General features: G+C 43.1%; 28 protein-coding genes, 2 pseudogenes and 1 riboswitch. Of the genes and pseudogenes, 13 read left to right on the top strand and 17 right to left on the bottom strand.

The genetic code is table 11. From position 1 onward, the window contains the following. Positions 1-71: 71 nt before the first annotated feature. The 3 genes and pseudogenes from nfsA to DK423_RS03680 all read left to right on the top strand — a co-directional run. Entirely contained in the window at positions 72-806 is a 735-nt protein-coding gene (nfsA, locus tag DK423_RS03670) for an oxygen-insensitive NADPH nitroreductase (protein WP_005558929.1), read from the top strand. 6 nt (positions 807-812) lie between these two features. After that, the gene (locus tag DK423_RS03675; RefSeq protein WP_005558930.1) at positions 813-1,712 is read left to right on the top strand and encodes an ATP-grasp domain-containing protein; all 900 of its coding nucleotides are present in this window, start codon (positions 813-815) and stop codon (positions 1,710-1,712) included. Between the two features lie 14 nt (positions 1,713-1,726). Continuing rightward, a pseudogene (locus DK423_RS03680) lies at positions 1,727-1,992 on the top strand (YqiA/YcfP family alpha/beta fold hydrolase); the annotation flags it as partial. Positions 1,993-2,026: 34 nt separating this feature from the next. Here DK423_RS03680 and DK423_RS03685 read toward each other — a convergent pair. Continuing rightward, positions 2,027-2,632 carry a hypothetical protein gene (locus DK423_RS03685; RefSeq protein WP_005558934.1) on the bottom strand — a complete coding sequence of 202 codons (606 nt, stop codon included), beginning with the start codon at positions 2,630-2,632 and terminating at the stop codon, positions 2,027-2,029. 103 nt (positions 2,633-2,735) lie between these two features. Further along, on the bottom strand, positions 2,736-4,130 hold the full coding sequence (gene fumC / locus DK423_RS03690) for a class II fumarate hydratase (protein WP_005558936.1): 1,395 nt from the start codon (positions 4,128-4,130) through the stop codon (positions 2,736-2,738). A gap of 209 nt (positions 4,131-4,339) precedes the next feature. On the opposite strand from fumC, the gene DK423_RS03695 reads away from it, so the two are divergent. The 9 genes and pseudogenes from DK423_RS03695 (at position 4,340) to DK423_RS03730 (ending at position 12,391) form a co-directional block, all read left to right on the top strand. Then, positions 4,340-4,792 carry a DNA polymerase III subunit chi gene (locus DK423_RS03695; RefSeq protein ID WP_005558938.1) on the top strand — a complete coding sequence of 151 codons (453 nt, stop codon included), beginning with the start codon at positions 4,340-4,342 and terminating at the stop codon, positions 4,790-4,792. An 81-nt stretch (positions 4,793-4,873) separates the two neighbouring features. After that, positions 4,874-5,044 carry a hypothetical protein gene (locus DK423_RS11105; RefSeq protein WP_005558941.1) on the top strand — a complete coding sequence of 57 codons (171 nt, stop codon included), beginning with the start codon at positions 4,874-4,876 and terminating at the stop codon, positions 5,042-5,044. Then, positions 5,034-5,621 (top strand): zeta toxin family protein, encoded by a 588-nt coding sequence (locus DK423_RS03700; protein WP_005558943.1) that lies wholly within the window; start codon positions 5,034-5,036, stop codon positions 5,619-5,621. The genes DK423_RS11105 and DK423_RS03700 overlap by 11 nt, the downstream gene beginning before the upstream one ends. After that, positions 5,617-5,802 (top strand): annotated as a pseudogene (locus DK423_RS03705) (ASCH domain-containing protein); the annotation flags it as partial. The gene DK423_RS03700 and the pseudogene DK423_RS03705, both read left to right, overlap by 5 nt. Before the next feature lie 34 nt (positions 5,803-5,836). Then, positions 5,837-6,907 carry a hypothetical protein gene (locus tag DK423_RS03710; RefSeq protein WP_109043876.1) on the top strand — a complete coding sequence of 357 codons (1,071 nt, stop codon included), beginning with the start codon at positions 5,837-5,839 and terminating at the stop codon, positions 6,905-6,907. A 9-nt stretch (positions 6,908-6,916) separates the two neighbouring features. Beyond that, positions 6,917-9,781, top strand: coding sequence for a valine--tRNA ligase (locus tag DK423_RS03715; RefSeq protein WP_061886756.1), 2,865 nt, complete (start codon positions 6,917-6,919; stop codon positions 9,779-9,781). A 51-nt stretch (positions 9,782-9,832) separates the two neighbouring features. Then, positions 9,833-10,258 (top strand): very short patch repair endonuclease, encoded by a 426-nt coding sequence (locus tag DK423_RS03720; protein WP_005558950.1) that lies wholly within the window; start codon positions 9,833-9,835, stop codon positions 10,256-10,258. Next, positions 10,239-11,318: a DNA cytosine methyltransferase gene (locus DK423_RS03725; RefSeq protein WP_005558952.1), complete on the top strand. Its 1,080-nt coding sequence runs from the start codon at positions 10,239-10,241 to the stop codon at positions 11,316-11,318. The genes DK423_RS03720 and DK423_RS03725 overlap by 20 nt, the downstream gene beginning before the upstream one ends. Then, positions 11,315-12,391, top strand: a complete 1,077-nt coding sequence (locus tag DK423_RS03730; protein ID WP_005558954.1) for an HpaII family restriction endonuclease — start codon at positions 11,315-11,317, stop codon at positions 12,389-12,391. Before DK423_RS03725 ends, DK423_RS03730 begins: the two co-directional genes overlap by 4 nt. Here the strand turns inward: DK423_RS03730 and DK423_RS03735 are convergent. The 6 genes from DK423_RS03735 to DK423_RS03760 form a co-directional block, all read right to left on the bottom strand. Continuing rightward, on the bottom strand, positions 12,386-12,577 hold the full coding sequence (locus DK423_RS03735; RefSeq protein ID WP_005558956.1) for a hypothetical protein: 192 nt from the start codon (positions 12,575-12,577) through the stop codon (positions 12,386-12,388). The genes DK423_RS03730 and DK423_RS03735 overlap by 6 nt on opposite strands. A gap of 182 nt (positions 12,578-12,759) precedes the next feature. After that, positions 12,760-13,146 (bottom strand): HipA domain-containing protein, encoded by a 387-nt coding sequence (locus tag DK423_RS11280; RefSeq protein WP_316245598.1) that lies wholly within the window; start codon positions 13,144-13,146, stop codon positions 12,760-12,762. A gap of 152 nt (positions 13,147-13,298) precedes the next feature. Then, a complete protein-coding gene (locus DK423_RS03745) occupies positions 13,299-13,490 on the bottom strand; it encodes a HipA N-terminal domain-containing protein (protein WP_233114996.1) in 192 nt (63 codons plus the stop codon). Between the two features lie 115 nt (positions 13,491-13,605). Beyond that, the gene (locus tag DK423_RS03750) at positions 13,606-13,887 is read right to left on the bottom strand and encodes a helix-turn-helix domain-containing protein (protein ID WP_005558967.1); all 282 of its coding nucleotides are present in this window, start codon (positions 13,885-13,887) and stop codon (positions 13,606-13,608) included. Between the two features lie 116 nt (positions 13,888-14,003). Beyond that, positions 14,004-15,521, bottom strand: coding sequence for a DHA2 family efflux MFS transporter permease subunit (locus DK423_RS03755; RefSeq protein ID WP_005558968.1), 1,518 nt, complete (start codon positions 15,519-15,521; stop codon positions 14,004-14,006). A 9-nt stretch (positions 15,522-15,530) separates the two neighbouring features. Continuing rightward, complete coding sequence (locus tag DK423_RS03760; protein ID WP_005558970.1) at positions 15,531-16,691, bottom strand: EmrA/EmrK family multidrug efflux transporter periplasmic adaptor subunit; 1,161 nt, start codon at positions 16,689-16,691, stop codon at positions 15,531-15,533. A 185-nt stretch (positions 16,692-16,876) separates the two neighbouring features. On the opposite strand from DK423_RS03760, the gene DK423_RS03765 reads away from it, so the two are divergent. Further along, positions 16,877-17,359 carry a Dps family protein gene (locus DK423_RS03765; RefSeq protein WP_005558972.1) on the top strand — a complete coding sequence of 161 codons (483 nt, stop codon included), beginning with the start codon at positions 16,877-16,879 and terminating at the stop codon, positions 17,357-17,359. A gap of 115 nt (positions 17,360-17,474) precedes the next feature. Here the strand turns inward: DK423_RS03765 and rnb are convergent, their stop codons facing one another. The 9 genes from rnb to prfB form a co-directional block, all read right to left on the bottom strand. Next, positions 17,475-19,454, bottom strand: a complete 1,980-nt coding sequence (rnb, locus tag DK423_RS03770) for an exoribonuclease II (RefSeq protein ID WP_061886468.1) — start codon at positions 19,452-19,454, stop codon at positions 17,475-17,477. Positions 19,455-19,525: 71 nt separating this feature from the next. Then, complete coding sequence (locus tag DK423_RS03775; protein WP_005558978.1) at positions 19,526-20,314, bottom strand: enoyl-ACP reductase FabI; 789 nt, start codon at positions 20,312-20,314, stop codon at positions 19,526-19,528. Between the two features lie 66 nt (positions 20,315-20,380). Further along, positions 20,381-20,515: a helix-turn-helix domain-containing protein gene (locus tag DK423_RS11645; protein ID WP_005558981.1), complete on the bottom strand. Its 135-nt coding sequence runs from the start codon at positions 20,513-20,515 to the stop codon at positions 20,381-20,383. Then, entirely contained in the window at positions 20,484-20,693 is a 210-nt protein-coding gene (locus tag DK423_RS03780; RefSeq protein ID WP_005558983.1) for a hypothetical protein, read from the bottom strand. Before DK423_RS03780 ends, DK423_RS11645 begins: the two co-directional genes overlap by 32 nt. 102 nt (positions 20,694-20,795) lie before the next feature. Continuing rightward, a complete protein-coding gene (locus tag DK423_RS03785) occupies positions 20,796-21,551 on the bottom strand; it encodes a Nif3-like dinuclear metal center hexameric protein (protein WP_005558985.1) in 756 nt (251 codons plus the stop codon). A 224-nt stretch (positions 21,552-21,775) separates the two neighbouring features. After that, positions 21,776-22,384 (bottom strand): 7-carboxy-7-deazaguanine synthase QueE, encoded by a 609-nt coding sequence (locus DK423_RS03790; RefSeq protein WP_269822091.1) that lies wholly within the window; start codon positions 22,382-22,384, stop codon positions 21,776-21,778. 26 nt (positions 22,385-22,410) lie between these two features. Beyond that, entirely contained in the window at positions 22,411-22,836 is a 426-nt protein-coding gene (gene queD / locus DK423_RS03795) for a 6-carboxytetrahydropterin synthase QueD (protein ID WP_005558989.1), read from the bottom strand. A gap of 105 nt (positions 22,837-22,941) precedes the next feature. Then, a riboswitch (PreQ1 riboswitch) is annotated at positions 22,942-22,986 on the bottom strand. Positions 22,987-23,026: 40 nt separating this feature from the next. Next, entirely contained in the window at positions 23,027-24,535 is a 1,509-nt protein-coding gene (gene lysS / locus DK423_RS03800; RefSeq protein WP_005558990.1) for a lysine--tRNA ligase, read from the bottom strand. A gap of 210 nt (positions 24,536-24,745) precedes the next feature. Then, positions 24,746-25,844, bottom strand: a protein-coding gene (gene prfB / locus DK423_RS03805; protein ID WP_187371776.1) for a peptide chain release factor 2 whose coding sequence is annotated in 2 segments (ribosomal slippage) — positions 24,746-25,768 and positions 25,770-25,844 — 1,098 coding nt in all. Because the reading frame shifts where the segments join, the coding sequence is not laid out codon by codon here. Positions 25,845-25,967: the final 123 nt, after the last annotated feature.

Below are 25,967 nucleotides of genomic sequence, written 5' to 3' on the forward strand. Positions count from 1 at the left end.
AAAGTGTTTTTCGGCATTATTGTAATTGGTGTAAGATATGGCGAGTTTAATGTGCTACACAAGGAATTTTTATGTCTGAGAAAAAATATACCTCCGAAACCTTAGATTGTATTTTAGCCCACCGTTCTATTCGTCGTTTTACCAATGAACCCGTTGATGACAAAATTATTGAGCGTTTGGTCAACGCGGCGCGTTTTGCTTCTACCTCCAATCATTTGCAATGTGTTTCCATCGTGCGTATTACTGATCCGGCAATTCGTGAACAAATGATGGTGTATAGCTCCAATCAGGAATATGTGAAATCCGCCCCGGAATTTTGGGTGTTTTGCGTCGATTTTAATAAGCACAAACAAATTTGCCCGACGGCGCAGCTGGATTATGCGGAAGTGTTGCTGATCGGCGCGGTGGATACCGGCATTATGTCGCAAAACGTGCTGTTGGCGGCGGAAAGTCTGGGATTAGGCGGGGTGTATATCGGTTCCTTGCGTAATGAAATGGAAGCGGTGGGCAAATTGCTGAATCTGCCGGAACATTGTCTGCCGATAGTGGGAATGTGTTTGGGTTATCCCGATCAGGATCCGCCGAGCAAACCGCGCTTACCGAGAGAGACCCTGTTCTTTGAAAACCGCTATCAGCCGTTGGATACCGCCAAACTTGACGAATATAACGCAACGGTCGCCGACTATTATCGTCAGCGCAGCAACATTGACATGGATTGGTCGCGCAATGTGATTAAAAGTCTGGATAAACCGGTTCGTCCGAACGTGTTGACTTATTTGCAGCAACAGGGCTTCGTGAAAAAATAATTCTATATGAAATTCTTAATGTTGTGTCGTGAGCCACGTTTATATAGTTGCCAACGGCTCAAGGATGCGGCGGAGGAAAACGGGCATCAAATGGATATTTTGGATCCCAATCGTTGTTTGATAAAACTCCAAAAAAATCCACCGCACTTTGCGTTGTACTATCAAACGGACGCGGAAAGTGAGGCGCAGCTTTTGCCACATTATGACGCGGTGTTACCCCGCTTCGGCACCACCAGTACGCTTATGGGCTGTCGCGTGTTGCATTATTTCCAAGCGCGGGGCGTTCCTTGTTTGAATAACGCTGATGCCTTCCGTAATGCCCGTGATAAATGGCTCAGCCTGCAAATGTTATTGCAACAAGGCGTTGCCGTGCCGGATTCCTTACTTGCCGGCATTGAAGTGAATGCCAATCATGCGGTGCAACATATCGGTGCGCCGACCATTTTGAAAACCCTGAGTGGTTCGCAGGGCATCGGCGTGATTCTGGCGGAGCGGGCACAAAGTGCGGTCAGTATTTTGGAAACTCTAAAACAGGCAGACGTGCCGGTGTTGTTGCAGGAATTTGTAACGGAAGCCGACGGCACGGATTTACGCTGTTTTGTGATTGGCGGGCGGGTGGTTGCCGCCATGCAACGGGTCGGGCAAAACGGTGAATTTCGCGCCAATTGTCATCGTGGCGCAACGGCGGAAAAGGTCATATTGACCGAGCAGGAAAAGCAGATCGCATTGCAAGCTGCCAAAGCCCTGGGGTTAGATGTTGCCGGTGTGGATTTGATTCGCTCGGCAAAAGGTCCGCTGGTGCTGGAAGTGAACGCCAGCCCGGGGCTTGAGATGATTGAGAAAACCAGCGGTATTAATATCGCGTTACAAATGATTTTATATTTAGAGCAGAAAATCCGTAATTAAGTCGGGGTAATAAAATGATTATTTATTTACACGGTTTTGATTCCGGTAATTTTGTAATCATGAAAAAGTGATGGAATTAAAATTTATTGACGACGATGTGCGTTTTGTTAATTACAGCACGTTGCACCCACGTCACGACATGACGTTTTTGCTCAATGAAGTGCATAAATTAGTGTCCGAATCCAAAGACGAAAATCCGCTCATTTGCGGTGTTGGTTTTGGGGGTTATTGGGTGAAACGTATCGGCTTTTTATGTGGCATTAAACAGGCGATTTTTAACCGAATTTATTCCTGTAGGGAAGCATAACAGGCCGTTAACCGAATTCCGGATTTTGATCCTGAAATTGAAAATTCGGCGGCAGTTGAGGGCTGGCGTCATCTTCGCCCAGCGGATCCACTTCCGGCGTGCGTTTAAACTTCTCCGGTGAGTTTGCATTTTTTTCTTTGCCCAGTAACTGCGGTTGTAATTGAATAAAGTTGCTGTTCGGCGACAACCAAATGCTAATCAGTGCTTGTGCAAATTGCGGCTCGAATTCATGATCCAAAATGGTGTCGTTTAAAATGAAATAGCTTTTTTCCGGCAGGGCGACAAAACGCAAAATGTCGTTAGGCGAGAAGTCGGGAAAAATCTGCTGCATTTGCTTCAACCACAAATCGCCTTGCGCTTTATCCACTTTGAGATGTTCCATTTCTTTCGCCAGGCTGATGGCGAAATTTTTGCCCTCAATAGGTTTTTCGTATTTAAAGGAAAGCATGAACGGCAACTGATTGGCTTCATAAGCCCCGTTTTCCGTTTCTAAATCGATGGTATAAACGAGGAACGGACCCCAGTTATAATCGGCGTTTCCGACATTAAGCCAGTGCGCCGAAAGTGCGGTAGGAAATAAAGTTAAAATGATTAACAGCGATTTTAATTTCATAAAAAGTCCGTCATAAAAATTTATGTGGGCGATTATAGCAAAAAAGACGAGAAATTGATCCCGTCTTTATTTATTATTAATGGCTTAATTCAAAGGGTAAGCCTTATTTTAAGCTGCCCACCATGTCTTCCGGACGCACCCATTTGTCGAAGTCTTCGGCAGAAACCAGACCGAGGTTAATGGCTTCTTCACGCAAGGTGGAACCGTTTTTGTGTGCGGTTTTTGCGATTTTCGCCGCATTTTCGTAACCGATATGGGTATTAAGTGCGGTCACCAACATCAATGAATTTTCAAGTTGTTGTTTAATGCGCGGATAGTTCGGTTCGATACCGCTTGCACAGTGTTTGTCGAAGGAAACGCAGGCGTCCGCCAATAATTGGGCGGATTGCAGGAAGTTGGCGATCATTACCGGGTTGAACACGTTCAATTGGAAATGACCTTGTGAACCCACGAACGCGATGGTGGTGTCGTTACCGAACACTTGTGCGCACACCATGGTCATGGCTTCGCATTGGGTCGGGTTCACTTTACCCGGCATGATGGAAGAGCCCGGTTCATTTTCCGGAATCAGGATTTCGCCGATACCGGAACGCGGACCTGATGCCAATAAACGAATGTCGTTGGCGATTTTGAACAGGCTCGTGGCTAATTGACGTAATGCGCCGTGTGTTTCCACGATGGCATCATGCGCCGCCAAGGCTTCAAATTTGTTTTCGGCGGTGATGAACGGCAAGCCGGTGAATTTCGCGATGTATTCCGCCACTTTCACGTCATAACCTTTAGGCGTATTCAAGCCTGTACCCACAGCCGTACCGCCGAGGGCTAATTGGCGCAAATGCGGCAGGGTGTTTTTCAACGCGATTAAACCGAAGTGCAATTGCGCCGCATAAGCGGAGAATTCCTGACCTAATGTGAGCGGGGTTGCGTCCATTAAATGCGTACGACCGATTTTCACCACATCTTTGAAAGCTTCGGATTTCGCCGCAAAGGTTTTTTGCAGACGTTCTACCGCAGGAATGGTGGTTTCCACCACTTTTTTATAAGCCGCAATGTGCATTGCTGTCGGGAAAGTATCGTTGGAGGATTGGGATTTATTCACATCATCATTTGGGTGAATAATGGATTTTTCACCTAATTTACCGCCGTGTAACACGTGTGCGCGGTTTGCCACCACTTCGTTCACGTTCATGTTGGATTGCGTACCGGAGCCGGTTTGCCAGATAACCAACGGGAATTGATCGTCTAATTTGTTGGCTAAAATTTCATCGCAGGCTTGCGCGATTAAATCGCGTTTTTCCGCAGGCAATACGCCGAGATCCGCATTGGCGAACGCCGCCGCTTTTTTCAAATAACCAAAGGCTTCGAGAATTTCATGTGGCATAGATGCCGCAGGACCGATTTTAAAATTATTGCGGGAACGTTCGGTTTGCGCAGCCCAATATTTGTCTGCCGGAACTTGAACTTCACCCATAGTGTCTTTTTCAATGCGAAATGCCATTGTGATTACCTCTTAATGATTAACAAGATTAGCCGAATTCTAGCATTGGTAAATGGATCTATGAACCGAAATTGTAAACAGAAAAATGGTTTTGTGACCTAGATCATAAAGTGCGGTCCGTTTGCAAAACGTTTCGGAAATTAACATTTTCTATTTGGGCTGATTTCCGCTAAAATCTTGCGATTCATTTTTCATATTTGGGGCTTTTTATGCCAAAAAACGCGCAATTTTACCTGCTTTCTGATGCCTCTCCCGCACTGTCGAATTTGTCGGCGGTGGAAAGCCTTGCCTGTAATTTGGCGGCATCTGCCTGGCGTTTGGGAAAACGGGTTCTGTTGGCGTGTGAAAACGAAGCCCAGGCGCTCAATATTGATGAAGCCCTTTGGCAACGGGAACCGGACGAATTTGTCCCGCACAACCTTTCCGGCGAAGCCACCACGTATGCTACGCCCATCGAAATCAGCTGGACAGGCAAACGTAACGCACAAAGCCGCGATTTGCTGATTAATTTACAACCGCAACTGCCGGAATTCATCAACAGCTTTAACCAAATTATCGATTTTGTACCTGCCGAAGAACAACAAAAAGCCCTGGCACGGGAGCGTTATAAACAGTTGAGACAATTGGGTTGGGAATTGAGTACGGAGCAGGCGGGAATATAAAATAAAGCGTGAAGTTATAGGATAGGCAAAAAACACTAAAAAAAATAACCGCACTTTTAATATGATAGAGAAGGTGGACGAATGACATCGCGTGAACAGTTACTAAAAAAGCAGCATGAATTAGATGTGCTAATGACGGCTTGGATGGCTGAAAAGAAAAAGAATGAAGTGGTTACTTTTCAACGTTCTAACGGGGATATTATTGAACATCATCCGGATGGAAAAATTCGTGTAATTGAGTATGCCAAATAATCTTGCAATTTTTTACTGCGGAACAAACGGTGCCGGTAAATCTACATTACGTGGTTTTGGGCATGATTCTGTGCAGATTGTTATTGATTCCGACAATATTGCCATGCAGTTAAACCCTGAAAATCCTCGTCTTGCCGATATTGAAGCTGGAAGAAAAGCGATTGAATTATTTAATTTTGCCATTAAGCAACATATTGATTTTTCAATGGAGTCAACACTTTCCGGAAAGTCTGTTTTACAACGTATGCGAAAAAGTAAAGAGAGCGGCTTTACGGTTCGACTTAATTATATTGGTGTGGATAGCCCCAAAATTAATATTGCGCGGGTAAGAGCCAGAGTAAAAACAGGCGGACATTTCATTGATGAAGAAACGATTAAGAGACGTTATTTAATTAGTCTGGAAAATTTAATTAACGCTGTATTGCTAAGCAATGAAACTATTATCTGGGATAATTCCGGCGAAAAACACAGAATGATTTTTCAGGTGTTAGACACAAAAGAAATCATTTTACTTTCAGAAAATATCCCTAACTGGTGTAATCGTCTTTTGGAACAACTTATCCGATTAGGATTTTAAAACAGGTGATATTTTGCGTGTGGGGCGGTTTGAAGATAATCAATATTTCTGCACCATTGAAGTATTAAGCGTTTTCCCGATTACCCTTGATGAATTGACGGAAGAGCATGCCAAGCAGGAAAATATGACGTTGGCGGAGTTGAAAGAGGTGATTCTGGGGATTTATCCGAGTTTTATATAATCAAATTTAATTTGGCAGTATAAAAGGAATTGTTATGAATAAAGTTGAATCAACAATTAAACAAGTTCTTGATAATGGTGATCTTATTATTAACAAAATAGATAAGAATCAATCAAGAGACTTTTTGTGTAAGAAATCTTCTTATGAGGATAAACTCTTTGAGAAAGACATAAAATCCTTAGTAGAAGGTGCATTAGTTAAATTTACTCCTAAAATTACAGAAACAGGAGCTTTTGCCAATGATATAGAACTTGCTGAGAAACGCTTAGAATCAACTATAAAGAAGATACTAGACGATGGTAACTTTATAATTAATAAAGTTAATGAGAAGCAAGGAAATGATTTCTTTTGCAAGAAGGATTCTTACAAGACCTCATTATCAGAGGAAGAGGCTAAAGAATTAAAAGAAGGAGATGCTGTTAGTTTTATTCCTAAATTTATTGATGATAAATGTTTTGCTAATGAATTAAAATTAATTAGAAAAAATGAAACTAAATCTTGTGTTGCAAAAGAAGAATTAGATACAAAAGCATTAACTGATATGTTTTTTGTAAATTTAGAATCAAGCTTAGAAAAAATTTATAGCGGATCTGATTTCGAAGATTTTACTTTCTTTGTGTTGAAATCTTTAGGGATTTCAGAAATTTATGCTGTTCCAAAGCATAATGCAGGAGGAAGAGCTGATGGTATATTTAAAGTATCAAGTGTATCTACAAATGGACATAAATTGGAGGTTATTTATGATTGTACTTTAAAACCTACATCTGTATGGGAGCAAGAAAAAATGATTCAAATTAATAATTATGAATCTCAAATCATAAGAAGCTCTACGAATATTAACTATAATTTTGGTTCTACATACAGTGGTAAAATAGTAAAGCAAACTATTTCATTTAATGAAAATGCAGATAAACAAATTTGGATCATAACTAAAGGTGAAACGAGATTAATAGAAGATAAGCAGTCTCCAGATATTTTAATTAAAGAAATTAGTATTTATGATTTAATGAAGCTAATGAGAGAGCGATATCTAGATTCAGCTTTCGTTAAATCTGATGAAATAGCTGATAATTTAAAAAATTTGGGCTCAAAATTAATTAAATAGAGAAAAACAATGACACAAAAATTCGAAATGGCAGACCGTTTTAATCCGTCTGCGGTAGAACAAGCCCTTTATCAACACTGGGAAGAAAGCGGTTATTTTAAACCATCGGAAGAGGTGAATGCGCCGAGTTATTCTATTGCCATTCCGCCGCCGAATGTGACGGGTAGCCTGCACATGGGGCACGCGTTTCAGCAAACCTTGATGGATACCTTAATTCGTTTTAACCGCATGGAAGGGCATAACACCCTCTGGCAAGCGGGAACCGACCATGCGGGCATTGCGACCCAAATGGTGGTGGAGCGCAAAATTGCGGCGGAAGAGGGCAAAACCCGTCATGATTATGGTCGTGAAGCCTTTATCGACAAAATTTGGGAGTGGAAAGCACAATCTGGCGGCACCATTAGCCAACAAATTCGCCGTTTGGGTAACTCCGTGGATTGGACGCGTGAGCGATTCACAATGGACGACGGTCTTTCCGACGCAGTGAAAGAAGTGTTTGTACGTTTGCACGAAGAAGGCTTGATTTATCGCGGCAAACGTTTGGTGAATTGGGATCCGAAATTGCACACCGCCATTTCCGATCTGGAAGTGGAAAATAAAGAATCCAAAGGCAGCCTGTGGCATTTCCGTTATCCGCTGGTGAACGGCGCGAAAACGGCGGACGGCAAAGATTATTTAGTGGTGGCGACTACCCGTCCGGAAACCATGTTGGGCGATACCGCCGTTGCCGTTCACCCGGAAGACGAACGTTATCAATCCTTAATCGGTAAAACTGTTGTACTGCCGTTGGCAAACCGTGAAATTCCGATTATTGCCGATGACTATGTGGATCGCGAGTTCGGTACAGGCGTGGTGAAAATTACCCCGGCGCATGATTTCAACGACTACGAAGTAGGCAAACGCCATCAGTTACCGATGGTCAACGTGTTGACGCTGAACGCGGATATTCGTGACGAAGCGGAAATTATTGGTACTTATGGTAAGCCGATGACAGGCTATGAAGCCATTATTCCTGCAGATTATCGAGGCTTGGAACGTTTCGCCGCGCGGAAGAAAATCGTGGCGGATTTTGAATCCCTTGGTCTTTTGGACGAAATCAAACCGCATGATTTGAAAGTGCCTTACGGCGATCGCGGCGGCGTGCCGATTGAGCCTATGCTGACCGACCAATGGTATGTTTCGGTGAAACCGCTCGCGGAAGTGGCGATTAAAGCGGTGGAAGACGGCGAAATTCAATTTGTGCCGAAACAATACGAGAACCTGTATTTCTCCTGGATGCGTGACATTCAGGATTGGTGTATTTCCCGCCAACTTTGGTGGGGACACCGCATTCCGGCGTGGTATGACGCGGAAGGCAACATTTATGTGGCGCGCAGTGAAGCGGAAGTGCGGTCAAAATATCAGTTAAATTCTGATGTGGAACTTAAGCAAGATGAAGACGTGCTGGACACCTGGTTCTCCTCCGGTTTATGGACGTTCTCCACCCTCGGTTGGCCGCAACAAACCAAAGAATTGAAAATGTTCCATTCCACGGATGTGCTGATTACCGGCTTTGACATTATTTTCTTCTGGGTGGCGCGCATGATTATGTTCACCATGCACTTCATCAAAGACGAAAACGGCAAATCGCAAGTGCCGTTCAAAACCGTGTATGTGACGGGCTTAATTCGTGACGAAAACGGGCAGAAAATGTCGAAATCCAAAGGTAACGTTATCGATCCATTAGACATGATTGACGGCATCAGCCTTGAGGATTTAGTGGCAAAACGCACGGGCAACATGATGCAACCGCAGTTTGCGGAAAAAATCGCCAAATCCACCCGCAAAGAATTTCCGGAAGGCATTGTGGCGCATGGCACCGACGCTTTACGTTTCACCCTCGCCGCCCTTGCAACGAACGGTCGCGACATTAACTGGGACATGAAACGTTTGGAAGGCTACCGCAATTTCTGCAACAAATTATGGAACGCCAGCCGCTTCGTGCTTACCAATGAAAAGCTGGATTTAAGCCAAGGCGAAATTGAATTTTCCGTCGCCGATCGCTGGATTCAATCTGAATTCAATCGCACTGTGGAAACTTTCCGCAACGCATTAAGCCAATTCCGCTTTGACTTATGTGCCAACGCGCTTTATGAATTCACTTGGAACCAATTCTGCGATTGGTATTTGGAACTCACTAAGCCGGTATTCGCAAACGGCAATCAAGCACAAATCCGCGCGGCAAGCCAAACCTTGGTGCTCGTGTTAGAAAAATTATTGCGTTTAGCGCACCCGGTGATCCCGTTCATTACCGAAGAAATTTGGCAGAAAGTGAAAGGTTTCGTCGGCATTGACGCCGACAGCATTATGTTGCAACCATTCCTGCAAGTGGACATGACGGCGTTTGATGCAGACGCAGAAGCGGAAATCGCGTGGCTGAAAGAGGTCATCGTCTCTGTGCGTAACATTCGCGCCGAATGCAACATTGCGCCGAGCAAAGGTTTAGATTTATTATTCCGTAATATTCCTGCGGGCGAGCAAAAAATACTGGAAAAACAGACCGCACTTTTACAATCTATGGCGAAGTTGGATAGTGTCGGCGTGCTTAAGGAAGGCGAACAAGCCCCGTTAGCGGTGGCAAAATTGGTCGGCAACACCGAAATCCTCGTACCGATGGCGGGTTTCATTAACAAAGACGCCGAACTCGCCCGTTTGACCAAAGAGATTGAAAAATATCAAAACGAAGTCAAACGCATCGAAAGCAAACTCAGCAACGATGCCTTTGTCGCTAAAGCCCCTGAGTCCGTCATCGCCAAAGAACGCGAAAAAATGGCTAAATATCAATCCGGATTGGAAAAAATCCGTGAGCAGTATAAGGCTATTGAGGCGTTGTAGTCAGTTTATACAGGATAGTTAAATTTACTTCCTGTTATAGGGATATCAACTATGGATAAATTAACTCCTGAACAGCGTAAAAAATGTATGAAGGCAAGTAGTAAGAGTAAGGGAACTAAGCCCGAGCTACTGTTAGCTAAGCATTTGTGGAATCTGGGATTAAGGTATCGTAAGAATGATAAAAATATTTTTGGCACTCCTGATCTGAGTTTTAAAAAGTATAAAATTGCCATTTTTATTGATGGTGAGTTTTGGCATGGAAAGGATTGGGAAATTCGAAAATATGATATTAAAAGTAACCAAGATTTTTGGATTGCGAAAATTGAGCACAATATGGAGAGAGATAGGAAAGTAAATGAGCATCTTATTTCTGAAGGTTGGGTAATATTTCGATTTTGGGGAAAGGATGTATTAAAAAATCCTGAAAAGTTTAGTTTGGAAATACAGAAAGCAATTTATGAAAGATGTGTTAGATAATAGCTTGGTGGAAGAACCTGCTGCACAATATAGCTTATTTGAACAAGATGCCATATTTAAGTCAGACATAAAGGAAAAATTTACCTTTATTGATTTATTTGCCGGTATTGGCGGTTTCCGAATAGCTATGCAAAATTTAGGGGGGAAATGTGTATTTTCCAGTGAATGGGATGAGCAGGCACAGAAAACGTATGAAGCTAATTTTGGTGATTTACCTTATGGTGATATTACGTTGGAAGAAACAAAAAGTGTTATTCCTAAAAAGTTTGATATTTTGTGTGCAGGTTTTCCTTGTCAAGCCTTTTCTATTGCAGGAAAACGTGGTGGATTTGAAGATACCAGGGGAACTTTATTTTTTGATGTAGCAGAGATTATTCGACGTCATCAACCTAAAGCATTTTTCTTGGAAAATGTAAAAGGATTAACGAATCATGATAAAGGTAGGACACTAAAAACTATTTTGAATGTATTAAGGGAAGATTTGGGGTATTTTGTCCCTAAGCCGGAAATTATTAATGCTAAGAATTTTGGTGTGCCACAAAATCGAGAAAGAATTTATATTGTAGGGTTTCATAAAAAAACTGGTATCAATAGTTTTAATTATCCTGAAGCTTTAAATAAAACCGTAACATTCGCAGATATCAGAGAAGAAAACCCGGTTCCTACTAAATATTATTTATCAACACAGTATATTGATACGTTAAGAAAACATAAAGAACGACATGAAAGTAAGGGTAATGGCTTTGGTTATGAAATTATTCCCGATGATGGAATAGCTAATGCGATTGTAGTAGGTGGTATGGGACGTGAACGCAATCTTGTGATTGATCCTAGGATTACAGATTTTACGCCAACTACAAATATTAAAGGAGAGGTCAACCGTGAAGGAATTCGTAAAATGACTCCGAGAGAATGGGCTAGATTACAAGGATTCCCTGATAGTTATGTTATTCCTGTTGCAGATGCTTCAGCGTATAAACAATTCGGTAATTCGGTGGCTGTACCTGCTGTTCAAGCTACTGGTCAGCAAATCTTAGAAAAGTTAGGAAATTTATTATGATGGAATCCTTTTCCGGTAATAGAGGCGAGTGGAGTGAGCCTTATGCTCTTTTTAAGCTGTTAGCCGATGGGCAGCTTTATTTAGGCGATGCTCAATTAAATAAACTTGGGATTGTAATGCCTATTTTATCTATCCTTCGAAAGGAAAAAAATTATAATGGTTCATATATAGTTGATAAAGAGCATAAAAATATTGTAGTTAAATATAATAATAGAAATTTAACAGTTCCGATCTCTAAATTTAAGGAACAAGCAGTATTTCTTTTATCAGAAATAAAAAACTCTTCAGGAAATAGAGCGTTTTCTATTCCTGGTATTGAAGAATTCTTGCAGTCTCTTGGGTTTACTCATCTTAGCGCAAGCTCTTTGTCAAAAAGCGATATACATATTGTTGTCCATGACTTAAGAACAGGTATTACTCCAACTTTAGGATTTAGTATTAAGTCTCAACTTGGAAGTCCTGCAACGCTATTAAATGCAAGTAAAGCTACTAACTTCATATTTAAGATAAATAATCTAAAAGAAAATAGTGTTAAAAATATTAATTCTATTGAAGGGATAAAAAATAGGGTAAAAGAAGTTTTCAACCAAGGTGGTAAGTTAGAGTTTATCAATGTTGAAAGTTGTAAATTTTCAAATAATCTTACATTAATAGATAGCAAATTACCTAATATTTTTGCTGAGATGGTAGTAGCTTATTACTCTACTAAATTAAATAAAATAGAAGGTGTAACAGAATATATTAATAAATTAAATCCATTAAATTATAATTTGAATTGTAATCATAATTATTACGAATATAAGATAAAACATTTTCTTAATGATGTAGCTTTAGGTATGCGTCCTGATGATGTTTGGTTAGGAAAATATGATGCTACAGGCGGGTATTTGGTTGTAAAAGAAGACGGAGAGCTTCTTTGTTATCATATTTATAGTAAGAATGCTTTTGAAGATTATTTATACTGTAATACAAAATTTGATACGCCTAGTTCATCAAGACATGATTTTGGTCATATTTATGAAAAAGATGGCGAGTTTTTTATTAAATTGAATATACAAATTAGATTTTTATAGTAAAAGTACGGTGAAAATCCATCGCACTTTTAGTTTATCTTTTTTATCTGCTTTTCTAATCCCGTTTAAAATCTCTTCTACGGTTTCTTTTGCTAATCCTGCGAGTTTGGCAGTGTTGAATATGTGGCTAAGTTGGATTTTACCCCATAAATAATGTTTATTTTCACCGTACCACGACATTGCCATTTTGACTTTTGTTTTTGCAGTCCGTTACGTTTAATTAGCGGATAAGCGGATATCACATTATAAAAAGGTGTCGGCCGATAACGATTTTCTTGTTCTAGAAACAGGCTAAAAATTTTTGCCGTGTTCATCAATGGTGCAGAGTAGCCAAAAAATGATTTGAGCTTGAAAAAATTGCTTCCGATCTATTTGGGCATAAGAAGAACCGTTGAGCAGCGACATAATCTGGAGAATGCCGGGGTCCCGTCATTTTCATATTTTCGAGCCGGGGCAATATTAAGTGCCTGGCACATATCCTCCTGTGGTAAGCGAATAAGCAAGTTTCCTTTTTCTGACCAACGACGATCAAAGCGTTCTACAATCAGCACCTTGGTGTCGCCGAAATGATGAATTTTGCTATTAGGTACAGGCAAGCCGAACGCTTTCATGATATTTAAATAAATCCATTCATTTTCACAACTGCTGGAAAGATCAAGTTGACCTTGGGCCACCATACCAATAGGAAGTTTAAAAATATGGCTGGTTGCTGTAGAGTGCAGAGGGTGATGCCATTGATTTTGGTAATACAGCAGTGCTGTCTTTTCCTGTACGCCGAAGAGATTCGGAAATCTTCGCTTTCCTCCATGCCAAGGAGAAAAGTGCGGTAGTTTTTCAACACGTTTTCCACTTCTTTATCATTTAATGGTTCCGTGTAAATTTGCCGAATGGAGCGACTTTCACCGTGCTAAGGTTGAATCGCCCCAACGCAATCCTGCCCAATAGCCGAAAGCAAATCAAAGGGGGATTTGGTCGAGGTCTGGAAACGTTGTTGAATGCGCGAACGAATTTGTTCATTGTCGGGCAAAAGGTTATCGAAGAAATTGTAAACCGGATCCCCTCGATAAACCCTATGGGATAAAGACAATGATAATGAAATTGGACGGGAGCGCGCAGAATCAAGCCATTTTGGGGCATATTGAAATTCCGTCGCGCTCTTCACCATTCGCCGACCGGCAAGTCATTCATTACGACTTTTAAGATAGTACTCTTCATTACCATGCCTCGTCATCATCATAAAATGCTGGTGTTGGTTCGCTGATTAAATTCTCCGTAACAGCGGATTTTTTGCGTGGTTGCACGATAAGTTCTAACTCTAATCCTGCCAAAATTTTAAATAATGTTTCTAATTTCGTGCGTTCCGGCTCATTTTCAAAAGCCGATATTCTGGCTTGGGTGGTGCCGGCAAGTTTGGCGACATCTGTTTGTGCGAGGTTGCCTTGATAGCGAAATTCCCGAATAACATGAGAAAGCATTTTTGCGGTGGTAATAACCATTTTTTTCTCCTTATACGCTATGAAGTATAGAGTTTGCTTTATATCTTCTAAAGTATAAATTATGATTTATATCTTATGCGATATAAAATAAAACGATCAAAGTTTCTACCGCACTTTTAATGACGGCCGCCAAAAGGCGGTTTGGCGAACCAAACTAAGATGAACAAGATAAGGAACATAATCGCAGACAGCCAAAAGATTTCGTTAGCACCGATAATAAAGCCTTGCGAAGTAATATTGCGGGCAAGTAGGGAAGAGGTTTGTTCTTCACTCATGCCGAAACGTTCCATCATGTGATAATACTGTTGTGCGATAGGGTTGTACGGCGTAATGGCTTCGGTGAGTTGGGTGTGATGAACGGCTTCACGGTTGTACCATAAAAACGTAGTGAGCGAGGTCCCCACAGAGCCGGCAAGCGTGCGCAAAAAGTTGAATAAACTTGAAGCCGACGCCATTTTATGTGCCGGTAAGTCCGATAACGTAATGGTTGTCAACGGCATAAAGAAACAGGCAACCGCCAAGCCCTGCACCGTTTGCGGTAATATCACATCAATGAATGTCATATTAGGTTCAAAGGTAACGGCGCGCCAATAAAAGGTGATGGCGTACACCACAAAACTGATGGTGACCAAAATTCGCATATCTATTTTATAACCGAATTTGCCGATGAGTGGAGACAGCAAAATCGGAAATAAACCCACCGGTGCGGAAGCCAGGCCTGCCCAAGTGCCGGTATAGCCGAACACTTGTTGAAGCAATAACGGGATTAGCACGACAGAGCCGAGGTAGATCAAAAATGCCAGGCTGGTGGATAAACAACCGACGGTAAAATTGCGTTGCTTAAACAAGGAAATATCCACCACAGGGTTGTCGTCCGTTAGCTCCCAAATCACCAACGCGGTTGAGGTAACGGTGGAAACTACGGCAAGAATAATGATTTCATTGGAATTGAACCAATCCTGTTCGCGCCCTTGATCCAGCATTAGTTGCAAACAGCCGACACCTAACACCAACAAGACTAAGCCCACGGTATCTATCGGTTGATGCTGAATTTTACTTTCCCGTGGGGCTAAAATTTTCCAGCTTAAACCAATCACGATTAAACCGATGGGCACGTTAATAAAGAAAATCCAGCCCCAATGTAGGTTGTCGCTAATCCAGCCGCCGAGAATCGGGCCGAAAATCGGCGCCACAACTACCGTCATCGCCCAAAATGCCAGCGCCATTCCGCGTTTTTCCGGCGGATAATTATTGAGCAGTAAACTTTGTGATAAAGGAATAATCGGGCCTGCCGCCAACCCTTGGAATATGCGGCATAAAATCAACATTTCCAAACTGTGGGAAATGCCGCATAGCCAAGACGCGAAGACAAAAAGTGCGGTGGAAATTAAGAATAATTTTACCTCGCCGAAGCGTTTAGCAAGCCAGCCGGTGATAGGAATGGAAATGGCGTTCGCCACCCCGAAAGATGTGATGACCCAAGTGCCTTGGCTGAATGACGCGCCGAGATCGCCCGCAATGGTGGGAATCGCTACATTGGCGATGGTGGAATCCAACACTTGCATGAATGTGGCGAGGGATAACGCCAAGGTGATTATGCCAAGGGCGACGCCTTCAATCGGTTTTTGCATCATTCCAAAACCTTAGTTGGTATTGTCTTTGATGATTTTTTCAATCAGATTTTCCACCGCACTTTGGTCGTAATCTAAGGTGTTGGTGGCGTAGAGCGGCGTGGTGCGTTTCTTCTGCGATAACATTTCACCGCTTGTGTCGGCAATATTCACCTCAACCAAGGTTGATAAGCCGATTCGCAAGGGGTAAAGGGCGAGTTGTTGTGCATCTAAGCTAATGCGTACCGGTACCCGTTGCACCACTTTGATCCAGTTGCCGGTGGCATTTTGTGCCGGTAATAAAGAAAATGCGCTGCCGGTGCCCATTTCAATGCCTTCCACTTTGCCGTCAAATTTCACATCATGACCATATAAGTCAAAAGACAATTTTACCGGCTGCCCGATTCGCATATCTTTTAGTTGGGTTTCTTTAAAATTGGCATCGACCCACATTTGGTCGCTGGCGATGACCGCCATTAATGCACCGCCCACAACGACTTTTTGCCCGACTTGCGTGCTTCGACGCGCCACATAACCGTCCACCGGGCTGACAATTTTGGTGCGTTGTAAATTTAGCCAAGCCTGTTTTAGCGAACTAATGGCTTTTTGAATTTCCGGTTGTTCTTTAAGCGGCACATTCAGAAGTAACGATTGATTAGCGGCAAGTTGATTTTTAACGGCTTTTAAATTGGCTTCTGCCGTAATCACCGCCTCTCTGGCGTGTTGTAGCGATTCTTTATCAATGGCGCCGCTTTTCCCGAGCATTTCGCGACGTGCTAAATCGCCCTGTGCTTTATTCAGCCCAATTTGGTTGGCTTGAACGGTAGCTTCAAGCTGTTTGACGGTATAACCCAGTTGTGAAATTTGACGTACGGCGCTTGCCAACGTGTTTTGTGCCTGGCTGAAACTCAGTTGATAATCGGCGTCATCAAGCTCCAGCAACACATCGCCGGCGTGCACGAAATCCATATTTTCCGCGTTAATTTGTCGCACGTTACCGGCAATTTGTGCGGAAATCATCACTTGATTGCCACTCACATAGGCATCTTCGGTGGTTTGGTAGTTTTTTACAAAAAAGAACCAATACAGTCCTGTCAGGAGGCTAATAAGAATCAAAATAAAAAAGAAAACACCTAATGCTTTTTGGCGTGTATTTTTTGATTTTTCAACTTGCGGTTGGCTGACTTCGCTCATTTATTGTCCTTAATTTAATATTATTTTTAAAATCTATCAATTCTATTTAGTGTAACAACTTGCTCTATTATGAACTTTTTTCTATACTCAGACCAATAAAATACTCGGTCTTGTGATTTAGATCGTTTATCTTTTTTATTACTTAATAAGATTAGCAAACCATAAAAAAGTAGAGGAGAAATATTATGTCAAAAACATTTATTGGTTTAGATACTGCTCAATCAGAAATGTTGGCTTCAAAGTTAAATGAATTATTAGCGACTTACCAAGTTTTTTACACCAACGTGCGTGGCTATCACTGGAATATTAAAGACGTCAATTTCTTTGAATTACATGCAAAATTTGAGGAAGTTTATACTGACCTTGTGGAAAAAGTAGATGGAGTTGCAGAACGTATTTTAACTTTGGGTTATACACCAAATAACGCATTCAGTCAGTATTTAACTCTCGCACGTATTAAAGAAGATATCGCTGTAAGCAGCGCAATTACTTGTTTAAAAGGCACGCTAGAAGGCTTTAAAGTGTTGCTTGCACAACAGCGGGAGATTTTAGCCCTTGCCGGCGAAGCCGGTGATGAAGGCACTGTTTCACAAATGAGTGATTACATAAAAGAGCAAGAAAAACTGGTTTGGATGTTCCAGGCAGCTTGTCAAGCTTGTGCAAGCTAATTAATTCGCTAAAAAAATAATCCTGCTTAAATAACGTTAAGCAGGATTTTTTTGATCAAAAGTGCGGTGATTTTTTTGAGTGTTTTGAAAACATCTTTAAGAATCACCGCACTTTTTACTTGATGACCATCCCCACAATGCTACGCGTTGCTTCTTTCACTTCTGTGAGTTGCACGCGTAAAATATCTCCGATCTTATAAAGGCGTTGATCTTTGATATAAAAGGCGATTTCCTCGGTATTGATGACGATGTCTTCTTTGTTGTCGTGCAAGGTTGAGGCAGGAATAAACATGGATGCGCCATTTGCCAACAATAAAACACGCAAACCGCCACGGGTAACATCTTGTACTTCCGCTTCAAATTCCGCATTTTCGGCAACTTTATCCGTAAGATAACGACAATATAGCCAATCGGCAATGTCACGTTCCACCAGACGATTTTGGCGACGTGCTTCTTGCAAGCGCACCAGCACGCTTTCTTCCGGTTTTTCATAAGGGCGATTGGCTAAATAAGCTTTAATCAGACGGTGGTTCACCATGTCGGAATATTTCCGAATCGGTGACGTCCAAGTGGCGTAACCGTTCAATCCCAGCCCAAAGTGCGGTGCCAATTCCGCTTTAAATTCGGCAAACGTTAAGAATCGACGCAGGCGGAATTCCAAATAATCCCCTTCAATCGGTTCAATATCGTGACGCATTTGGCAGTAGCCGTTTAGCGTTGCTAAATGCTCTACGGCATAGCGGGCTTGTAATTCCGCTTTGTTTTCGTCGTTCGCTAAATTGGCTAGCAGAAAATGATGGGCGTTTTCCAGGAATTTTTTGTCGAACCCACTGTGTGTGTTGAAAATGCCACATTGCAGGTTTTCCTGTAAAAATTGAGCGGCGCAAATATTGGCGATAATCATGGATTCTTCCACGATCTGGTTGGCAATACGACGATATTCCGCCTTAATTTCCTGCACCTTGCCGTTTTCCCCCAACACGAAAGAATAATCCGGTTTTTCTTTGAATAATAGCGCATGGGTTTTGCGCCATTGTGTTCTGGCGAGGGTAAATTGATGTAACCAATGAATTTGCTGTGCCGTTTCCGGGTTTTCCGGTTGCCAGGCATTTTCTTTGCCTTCTAAATAATTGGAAACCCAACTATAAGCCAATTTTGCTTTCGATTGCACATTCGCTAACACAAATTTTGCCGGCGCGACGATATTGCCCTGTAAATCAGTTTGAATATAACAAGCCAATGCCGGACGGGTTTCGTTTGGTTTTAAGGAACAAAGCTCATCGGAGAGTTCACGTGGCAACATAGGAATGTTGAAGCCCGGCAGATAATTGGTGAAACAGCGCTGTTTGGCATCTTTCTCGATTTGCGAATCCAAGCTGATGTAAGCCGTCGGATCGGCAATCGCCACAACCAATTGCCAGCCGGTTTGTTCACCATTGGAGGTTAACGGCTCGATATACAAGGCATCATCCATGTCCTGCGTGGTTTCCGAGTCGATGGTGACGAAGTGAAGTGCGGTCAGATTTTCGCGCATTTCTTCATCCTGCATTTCGTATTGATCTTGCCCCTGAACAGGCTCTCGTGGTTGCTCGTGACGGGCAAGGGTCACCCACCAAGGCGCTAGCTCATCATCGGCGCGGCAAATGAATTGAGTGATTTGCGCATAGAAAAAACGATCATCACGCAGCGGATGGGTTTTCAGTGTTGCCACCACCCAATCGCCTTCCTGCAATTCTTCTTTTACGGATTTGTTTTGCGCGGCACCAATGGGTTGATTGATGTTCGGGTGATCTACCAATACCTGTAATTTCTTGTCTTTATTGAACCGCACTTTAGCGATGAAACGGGTGAGCATGGGTTCGAGCAGGGTTTCCGGTTCCGCTTGTTCTTTGTCGCCCTGTTTTTCAATGGTGGCGGTGATTTTGTCGCCGTGCATCACTTTTTTCATTGCCGGCGGCGCAATAAAATAGCTTTTTTTATCACATTCTAGAAAACCGTAAGCCTTGTCGGTGCTTTTCACTGTGCCTTCCACGCGTTCTTTGCTGTCGTGAATTTGTTGTTTTAATTGGGCGAGTAGGGGATTATCTTGAAACATAACATCTCATAAGTGGTGTAAAAACTAAAAAGGCAGGTTAAAAAACCTGCCGATAAATAAGGAAGAAAAAATTATTCTTCGCCTAATTCGCCCATGGCGGTGATGCTGAAACCGGCATCCACGTGGACGATTTCGCCGGTGATGCCGGAAGCTAAATCGGAGCATAAGAATGCGGCGGAGTTACCCACATCTTCAATGGTTACGGTGCGGCGTAACGCGGCGGTTTTCTCGAAAGCGGAAAGCATTTTCTTGAAGTTTTTAATGCCGGAAGCCGCTAAGGTGCGAATCGGACCTGCAGAAATGGCGTTCACACGAATGCCGTCTTTGCCTAAATCCGCCGCCATTACGCGGGTTGCCGCTTCAAGAGAGGCTTTGGCTAAACACATAACGTTGTAGTTCGGAATCGCACGTTCTGCACCTAAATAAGAAAGGGTGAGTAATGCCGCATTCGGATTCAAATAAGGGCGAGCCGCTTGCGCCATTGCCACGAAGCTGTAAGCGCTAATGTCGTGAGCAATGCGGTAACCTTCACGGGTTGCCGCGTTCACATAATCACCATCGAGTTGATCGCCCGGTGCGAATGCAATGGCGTGCACGAAACCGTCAAATTTATCCCAGTGTTTGCTTAATTCCGCAAAACAGTTTTGGATGCTTTCATCAGTGGCAACGTCTAATGGAAGTACGATGTTCGCACCGAATTCTTTGGCAAATTCTTCTACGCGCGGTTGTAATTTTTCATTTAAATAAGTGAAAGCCAATTCCGCACCCTGTTCTTTCATCGCTTTCGCAATGCCGTAAGCGATAGAACGATTGCTGGCGAGGCCAGTGACTAAAATACGTTTACCTGTTAAGAAACCCATAGTTATTCCTATTTGTTTTAGTGAAAAAATTGGCGAGATTATACTTGTTTCAAGAGGATTGAGCAATTACGCAATGGCTTCAATGCCTTTATGTTGGACCAGTGTTAGCAGTTTTAATGCGGCGCCGCTGGGTTTTTTGATACCGCGTTCCCAATCGGAAACCAGATTTTTACTTACATTTAAATAATGGGCAAACACCATTTGCGATAACTGTTCTTTTACGCGGATATGATATGTCTTCCGGTGCAAGCGGTTTTATTTCGGTTAAACACTGTTTATCAAATTTTTGCATAGTTTTTTTACTGATTAATCCGCTTTGATGAATATCTATCATTAGCGAATGAATCGCTGCATTTGCTTCGCTTTTATAATGTTTCATCAACATTCTCCGATTTTTCTAACATGATTTCAATAAACGCACCATCGTTCACTAACTTATTGAGTTGTTGCGTGTTGTTTTTGCGATCCGCCTCGCAGATTTTTACGCCGGGTTATCCATATCCTTAAATTCCACTTCAAAACCATATTCCTTTGCCAGCCATTCGCCTAGTGCTTTCACCCCGTAACGTTCGGTGGCGTGATGACCGGCGGCGAAGAAATGAATCCCTTGTTCTCTGGCAGAATGGATGGTTTGTTCTGAAACTTCACCGGTAATAAATGCGTCACAACCTTGTGCGGCGGCAAGATCGATATAACTCTGTCCGCCGCCGGTGCAAATGCCGACTTTACGAATAAAGTGCGGTCCGTTTTCCGTGCAAATTAACGGCTTGCGGGCGAGTGTTTGTTCAATGCGTTGGGCAAATTGTTCGGCGCTGAGCGGGGTTTTTAATGTTCCCCAAACAGGAATGCTGACATTGCTTTGTTCCAGCGGTTGGAGGTTCTCAATATCAAGCAATTGGGCGAGTTGAACGTTATTGCCCAGTTCGGGGTGAACATCCAGCGGCAGATGGTAGCCGTATAAATTGATGTCATTTACCAGCAATGCCTTAATACGTCTGCCTTTCATGCCGCGAATGCAAGGATTTTCGCTTTTCCAAAAATAACCGTGGTGAACGAGCAGCGCGTCGGCTTTTTGCGCAATGGCGTAGTCAATTAAGGCTTGGCTTGCGGTCACGCCGGTAATGATTTTTTTGACTTCGGGTTTGCCTTCCACTTGTAATCCGTTAGGCGCGTAATCATTAATAAGGTGGCTGTTGAGTTTTTGATTAAGCATATTTTCCAGCGCTAAATTTTGCATAACTATTCTTTGAGTGAAGAAAGGAATGGCGTAATGATAATGGCTTTGGAGAGGAATAAGAAGAAAAAAATGACCGGTGCGAAGATCTTTTGGTAAAGACGTGGGGGAGTTGTTTGCACCGGCCACTGTGTTTAAGAATGACGACCATCTTAAATAAAAACAGCCTCATTATACAAATTAATATATAACGATCAAGCAAAATCTGCTTATTTTGTTAAAAAAGTTTATTCAATGCCAATTAATTTATGTGTTTGCACACTTAATAACCATTTTGGTTTGTTTGCGCGTTGATTTAATTGCCCAAGTTGGGTGATGGTTTCCAGCAAATTCATTTTGCCGTTAATTTCGCAAGGAGAAAGGTAATAGCGCTCGGCGCAGATTCTGTCTTCAATAAGTTCACAAAATGCCATAATGTTTTCATCTGCAACGATACGAACTTCATGGGCAAAATCAGTACAACGTTGTTCATATTTATGGCGGTATAAACGTTTGGGGCTGGTGGCGATGTAATCAATTTGAGGTGGGATCGGTTTCAGTCCATTGGTTTCAATGGCGAGAAAATAACCTTCCGATTTCATTTGTTCAAGCAGGATTTCAATATTTGCAACAATCGTCGGTTCGCCGCCGGTGATGATAATATTCTTTGAAGAAAACGACCGCACTTCTTCCATCACTTGCGCCAAGGTCATGCGTTCGAATTGATTATAATTGGTATCACACCAAGGACAGGCGAGATTGCACTTGCCGAAGCGCACGAAAATGCACGGCATACCGGTGTTAAAACCTTCGCCTTGCAGGCTTTCAAAAATCTCAACGATGTTGTAAGAAGGCATAAAAACACTGCTATTTTGCACCGCACTTATTCCCCATATTCGCAAAATGAGGTAGGCGTTTCCCATAGGCGAACGGCGGAAACGGGAAGGTTATTCTGATATTTCAATTGATTAAAAATAAATTGAGCCAATTGTTCCGCCGTAGTACGAAAAGGGACGCCGAAGGTTTTGGAATCAAGCTGTTGCAATAGGGCGGCGATTTTGCTTTCCCGTTCACTGGTTTGATCGTAAATAAAGGCGTGATCCATGGGTTCCAGAATGGCGTGATTCACTGTTTTCTTTAAATCGCTGAAATCAATAACCATGCCTTGTTTTGCGCTTTCCTGATATAAATTCCCACGCACTTCTACCTGTAATTTATAGGTGTGCCCGTGCAAATTCTGACACTTCCCATCATGCCCATCCAACAGATGCGCCATATCAAAGCTAAATTCTTTAGAAACTTTAAACATAGTAAGCCCATTAATTCGGTTAATCGTTATTTAGGCATTGCCGCCCGAATAAAATTCAATCGGTGATCACAAATGTGTTTTGAAAGGAAAAGTTGAAATGTCATGTGATACCTAGTTTTTTTATGTAGGAGGTTTGCGAACTACAGAAAAAGCGATGATCTTTTCAGATCATCACTTTTTACCAAGGTTATTACTTCTGCCGCATTGCCGGGAATAAAATCACATCACGGATAGACGGCGCGTTGGCGTAGAGCATTGCCAGGCGGTCGATGCCTAGGCCTTCGCCGGCAGTCGGCGGTAAGCCGTGTTCAAGTGCGACCACGAAGTCTTCGTCTTTAAACATAGCTTCGTCATCACCGGCTTCTTTGGCGGCGACTTGTGCGTCGAAGCGGTCGTTTTGGTCTTCGGCGTCGTTTAATTCTGAGAAACCGTTGCCGATTTCACGACCGCCGATGAAGAGTTCAAAACGGTCGGTGACTTCCGGGTTTTCATCATTACGACGGGCGAGCGGTGAAATCTCTGCCGGATGTGCCATTAAGAAGGTCGGCTGAATTAAGTGATGTTCTGCCACCTCTTCAAAGATGGCGTTCACAATGCTGCCTAAGCCCCAGGATTTTTGTACTTCGATGCCTAAGCGTTCTGCGGTGGCTTTGGCGCGGTCGAAGTCGTATAAATCTTCTTTCACAATGCCTTTTTCGGCGCCGTATTTAATGGTGGCGTCGTGTAAGGTGATTCGTTCGAACGGTTTGCCGAAATCAAATTCTAAATCGCCGTATTTCACGATCGTCGTGCCTAAAATATCAAGGGCAAGTTTACGCAATAATTCTTCGGTGTTGTCCATTAAATCGTGGTAATCAGCGTAGGCTTGGTAGTATTCCAACATGGTGAATTCCGGGTTGTGACGCACGGAAACGCCTTCGTTACGGAAGTTGCGGTTCAGTTCGAATACGCGTTCAAAACCGCCCACCACTAAACGTTTTAAGTAAAGTTCAGGAGCGATACGCAGGTACATATCCACGTCTAAGGCATTATGGTGCGTGACGAACGGACGTGCCGCTGCGCCACCCGGAATCACTTGCAACATTGGGGTTTCCACTTCCATGAAACCTTTGGAAAGGAAATATTCACGAATGCCGGCCACCACTTTGGAACGAATAATGAAAGTGCGGCGGGATTCTTCGTTAGAAATTAAATCCAAATAACGTTGGCGATAGCGCACTTCCTGGTCGGTTAAGCCGTGGAATTTGTCCGGCAACGGACGAAGGGCTTTGGTTAATAATTGAATTTCAGTGGCTTTTACGGTGAGTTCATTGGTTTTGGTTTTGAACAAAGCGCCTTTAATGCCCACAATATCGCCCAAATCCCAGTGACCCACATCGTCTTTATACACACCTTCAGGCAAGTTATCGCGTGCTACATAAAGCTGGATTTTACCGCTCATATCCTGAATGGTGATAAAGGTGGCTTTGCCCATGGCACGGCGGGTCATGATACGTCCGGCAATGGCAACTTCAATGTGTTTTTCTTTTAATGTTTCGCCATCTTCGGCATCGTATTTATCGTGCAAATCCTGTGCAAGCGCATCACGACGGAATTGGTTCGGGAAGGCATTGCCTTTGGCGCGCAAGGCGGCTAATTTTTCACGACGTACCAACATTTCGCCGTTCAGGTCTAATTCTTTGACTTCTTGTTCTGACATTTTTGTTTACCTTTCTTAAAATTAATAATTTCTTGGCTCCACCCGTTTACGGGGGGAGCTGCCGAAGGCTGAGGGGGGATTTTGTTTGCCCCCTTCCGTCCCTTCGGGACACGTTACTCGCTATGCTCGCCCCTTCTGGGTCGTTGGCAAAGCCAACGCTCAAAACACATTGTGTTTTGTCCCCCGCAAGCAGGGGAAGGAAAGTGTTATTTACAATCCCGCTTTCAAACTCGCTTCAATAAAACGATCCAAATCGCCGTCTAACACCGCTTGTGTATTGCGGTTTTCCACGCCGGTGCGTAAATCTTTAATGCGGGAATCGTCCAACACATAAGAACGAATTTGGCTACCCCAGCCGATGTCGGATTTATTGTCTTCCATGGCTTGTTTGTCGGCGTTTTTCTTTTGCAATTCCAGCTCGTACAACTTCGCTTTCAACTGCTTCATTGCCTGGTCTTTATTTTTGTGTTGGGAACGGTCGTTTTGGCATTGCACCACAATACCGCTTGGCATATGGGTAATTCGCACCGCACTTTCGGTTTTGTTTACGTGCTGACCGCCCGCGCCGGACGCGCGATAGACGTCGATACGCAAGTCCGCCGGATTGATTTCGATGTCAATGTCGTCGTCGATTTCAGGATACACAAAGGCGGCGCTGAACGAAGTGTGGCGACGGTTATTGGAATCGAACGGGCTTTTGCGCACCAAACGGTGAATGCCGGTTTCGGTACGTAACCAACCGAAGGCGTATTCGCCGCTCACTTTGATGGTGGCGGATTTTAACCCCGCCACATCGCCGTCGGAAACTTCCATTAATTCGGTTTTGAAGCCTTTGCTTTCCGCCCAACGCAAATACATGCGCAACAACATTTCCGTCCAGTCTTGCGCTTCCGTACCGCCGGAGCCGGCTTGCAAATCCACATAGCAATCGCAGGCGTCGTGTTCACCGCTGAACATACGGCGGAATTCTAATTTTTCGAGTTGTTGTTCAAGTTCATCGAGTTCGGCAACGGCTTCGTTGAAGGTGTCTTCGTCTTCCGCTTCCACGGCAAGTTCCAACAACCCGTCCACATCTTCCAAGCCTTGTTTCAGATTTTTGATGGTGTTCACCACCTGTACTAAAGAAACACGTTCTTTGCCGAGCGCCTGCGCTTTGTCTGCGTCATTCCACACGTCAGGCTGTTCCAGTTCGGCGTTGACTTCCTCTAAACGCTCCACTTTGGCGTCGAAGTCAAAGATACCCCCGAAGCACGGAAGTGCGGTCGGTTAAATCGGTGATTTTATTTTTGATAGGATTAATTTCAAACATGATGATAATGATGTAATAAAGGAATAAAGTAAGTGCGGGATTATAAGGGATTTTGCGGGAATTGGGTAGAGCGAACGAAACTCCAACTGTGAAATTCTGTGAATTTTGCATAACGCGCCAATT

The organism is Aggregatibacter actinomycetemcomitans (assembly GCF_003130205.1).
In the GTDB taxonomy this organism is placed as follows: Bacteria; Pseudomonadota; Gammaproteobacteria; order Enterobacterales; family Pasteurellaceae; genus Aggregatibacter; species Aggregatibacter actinomycetemcomitans_A.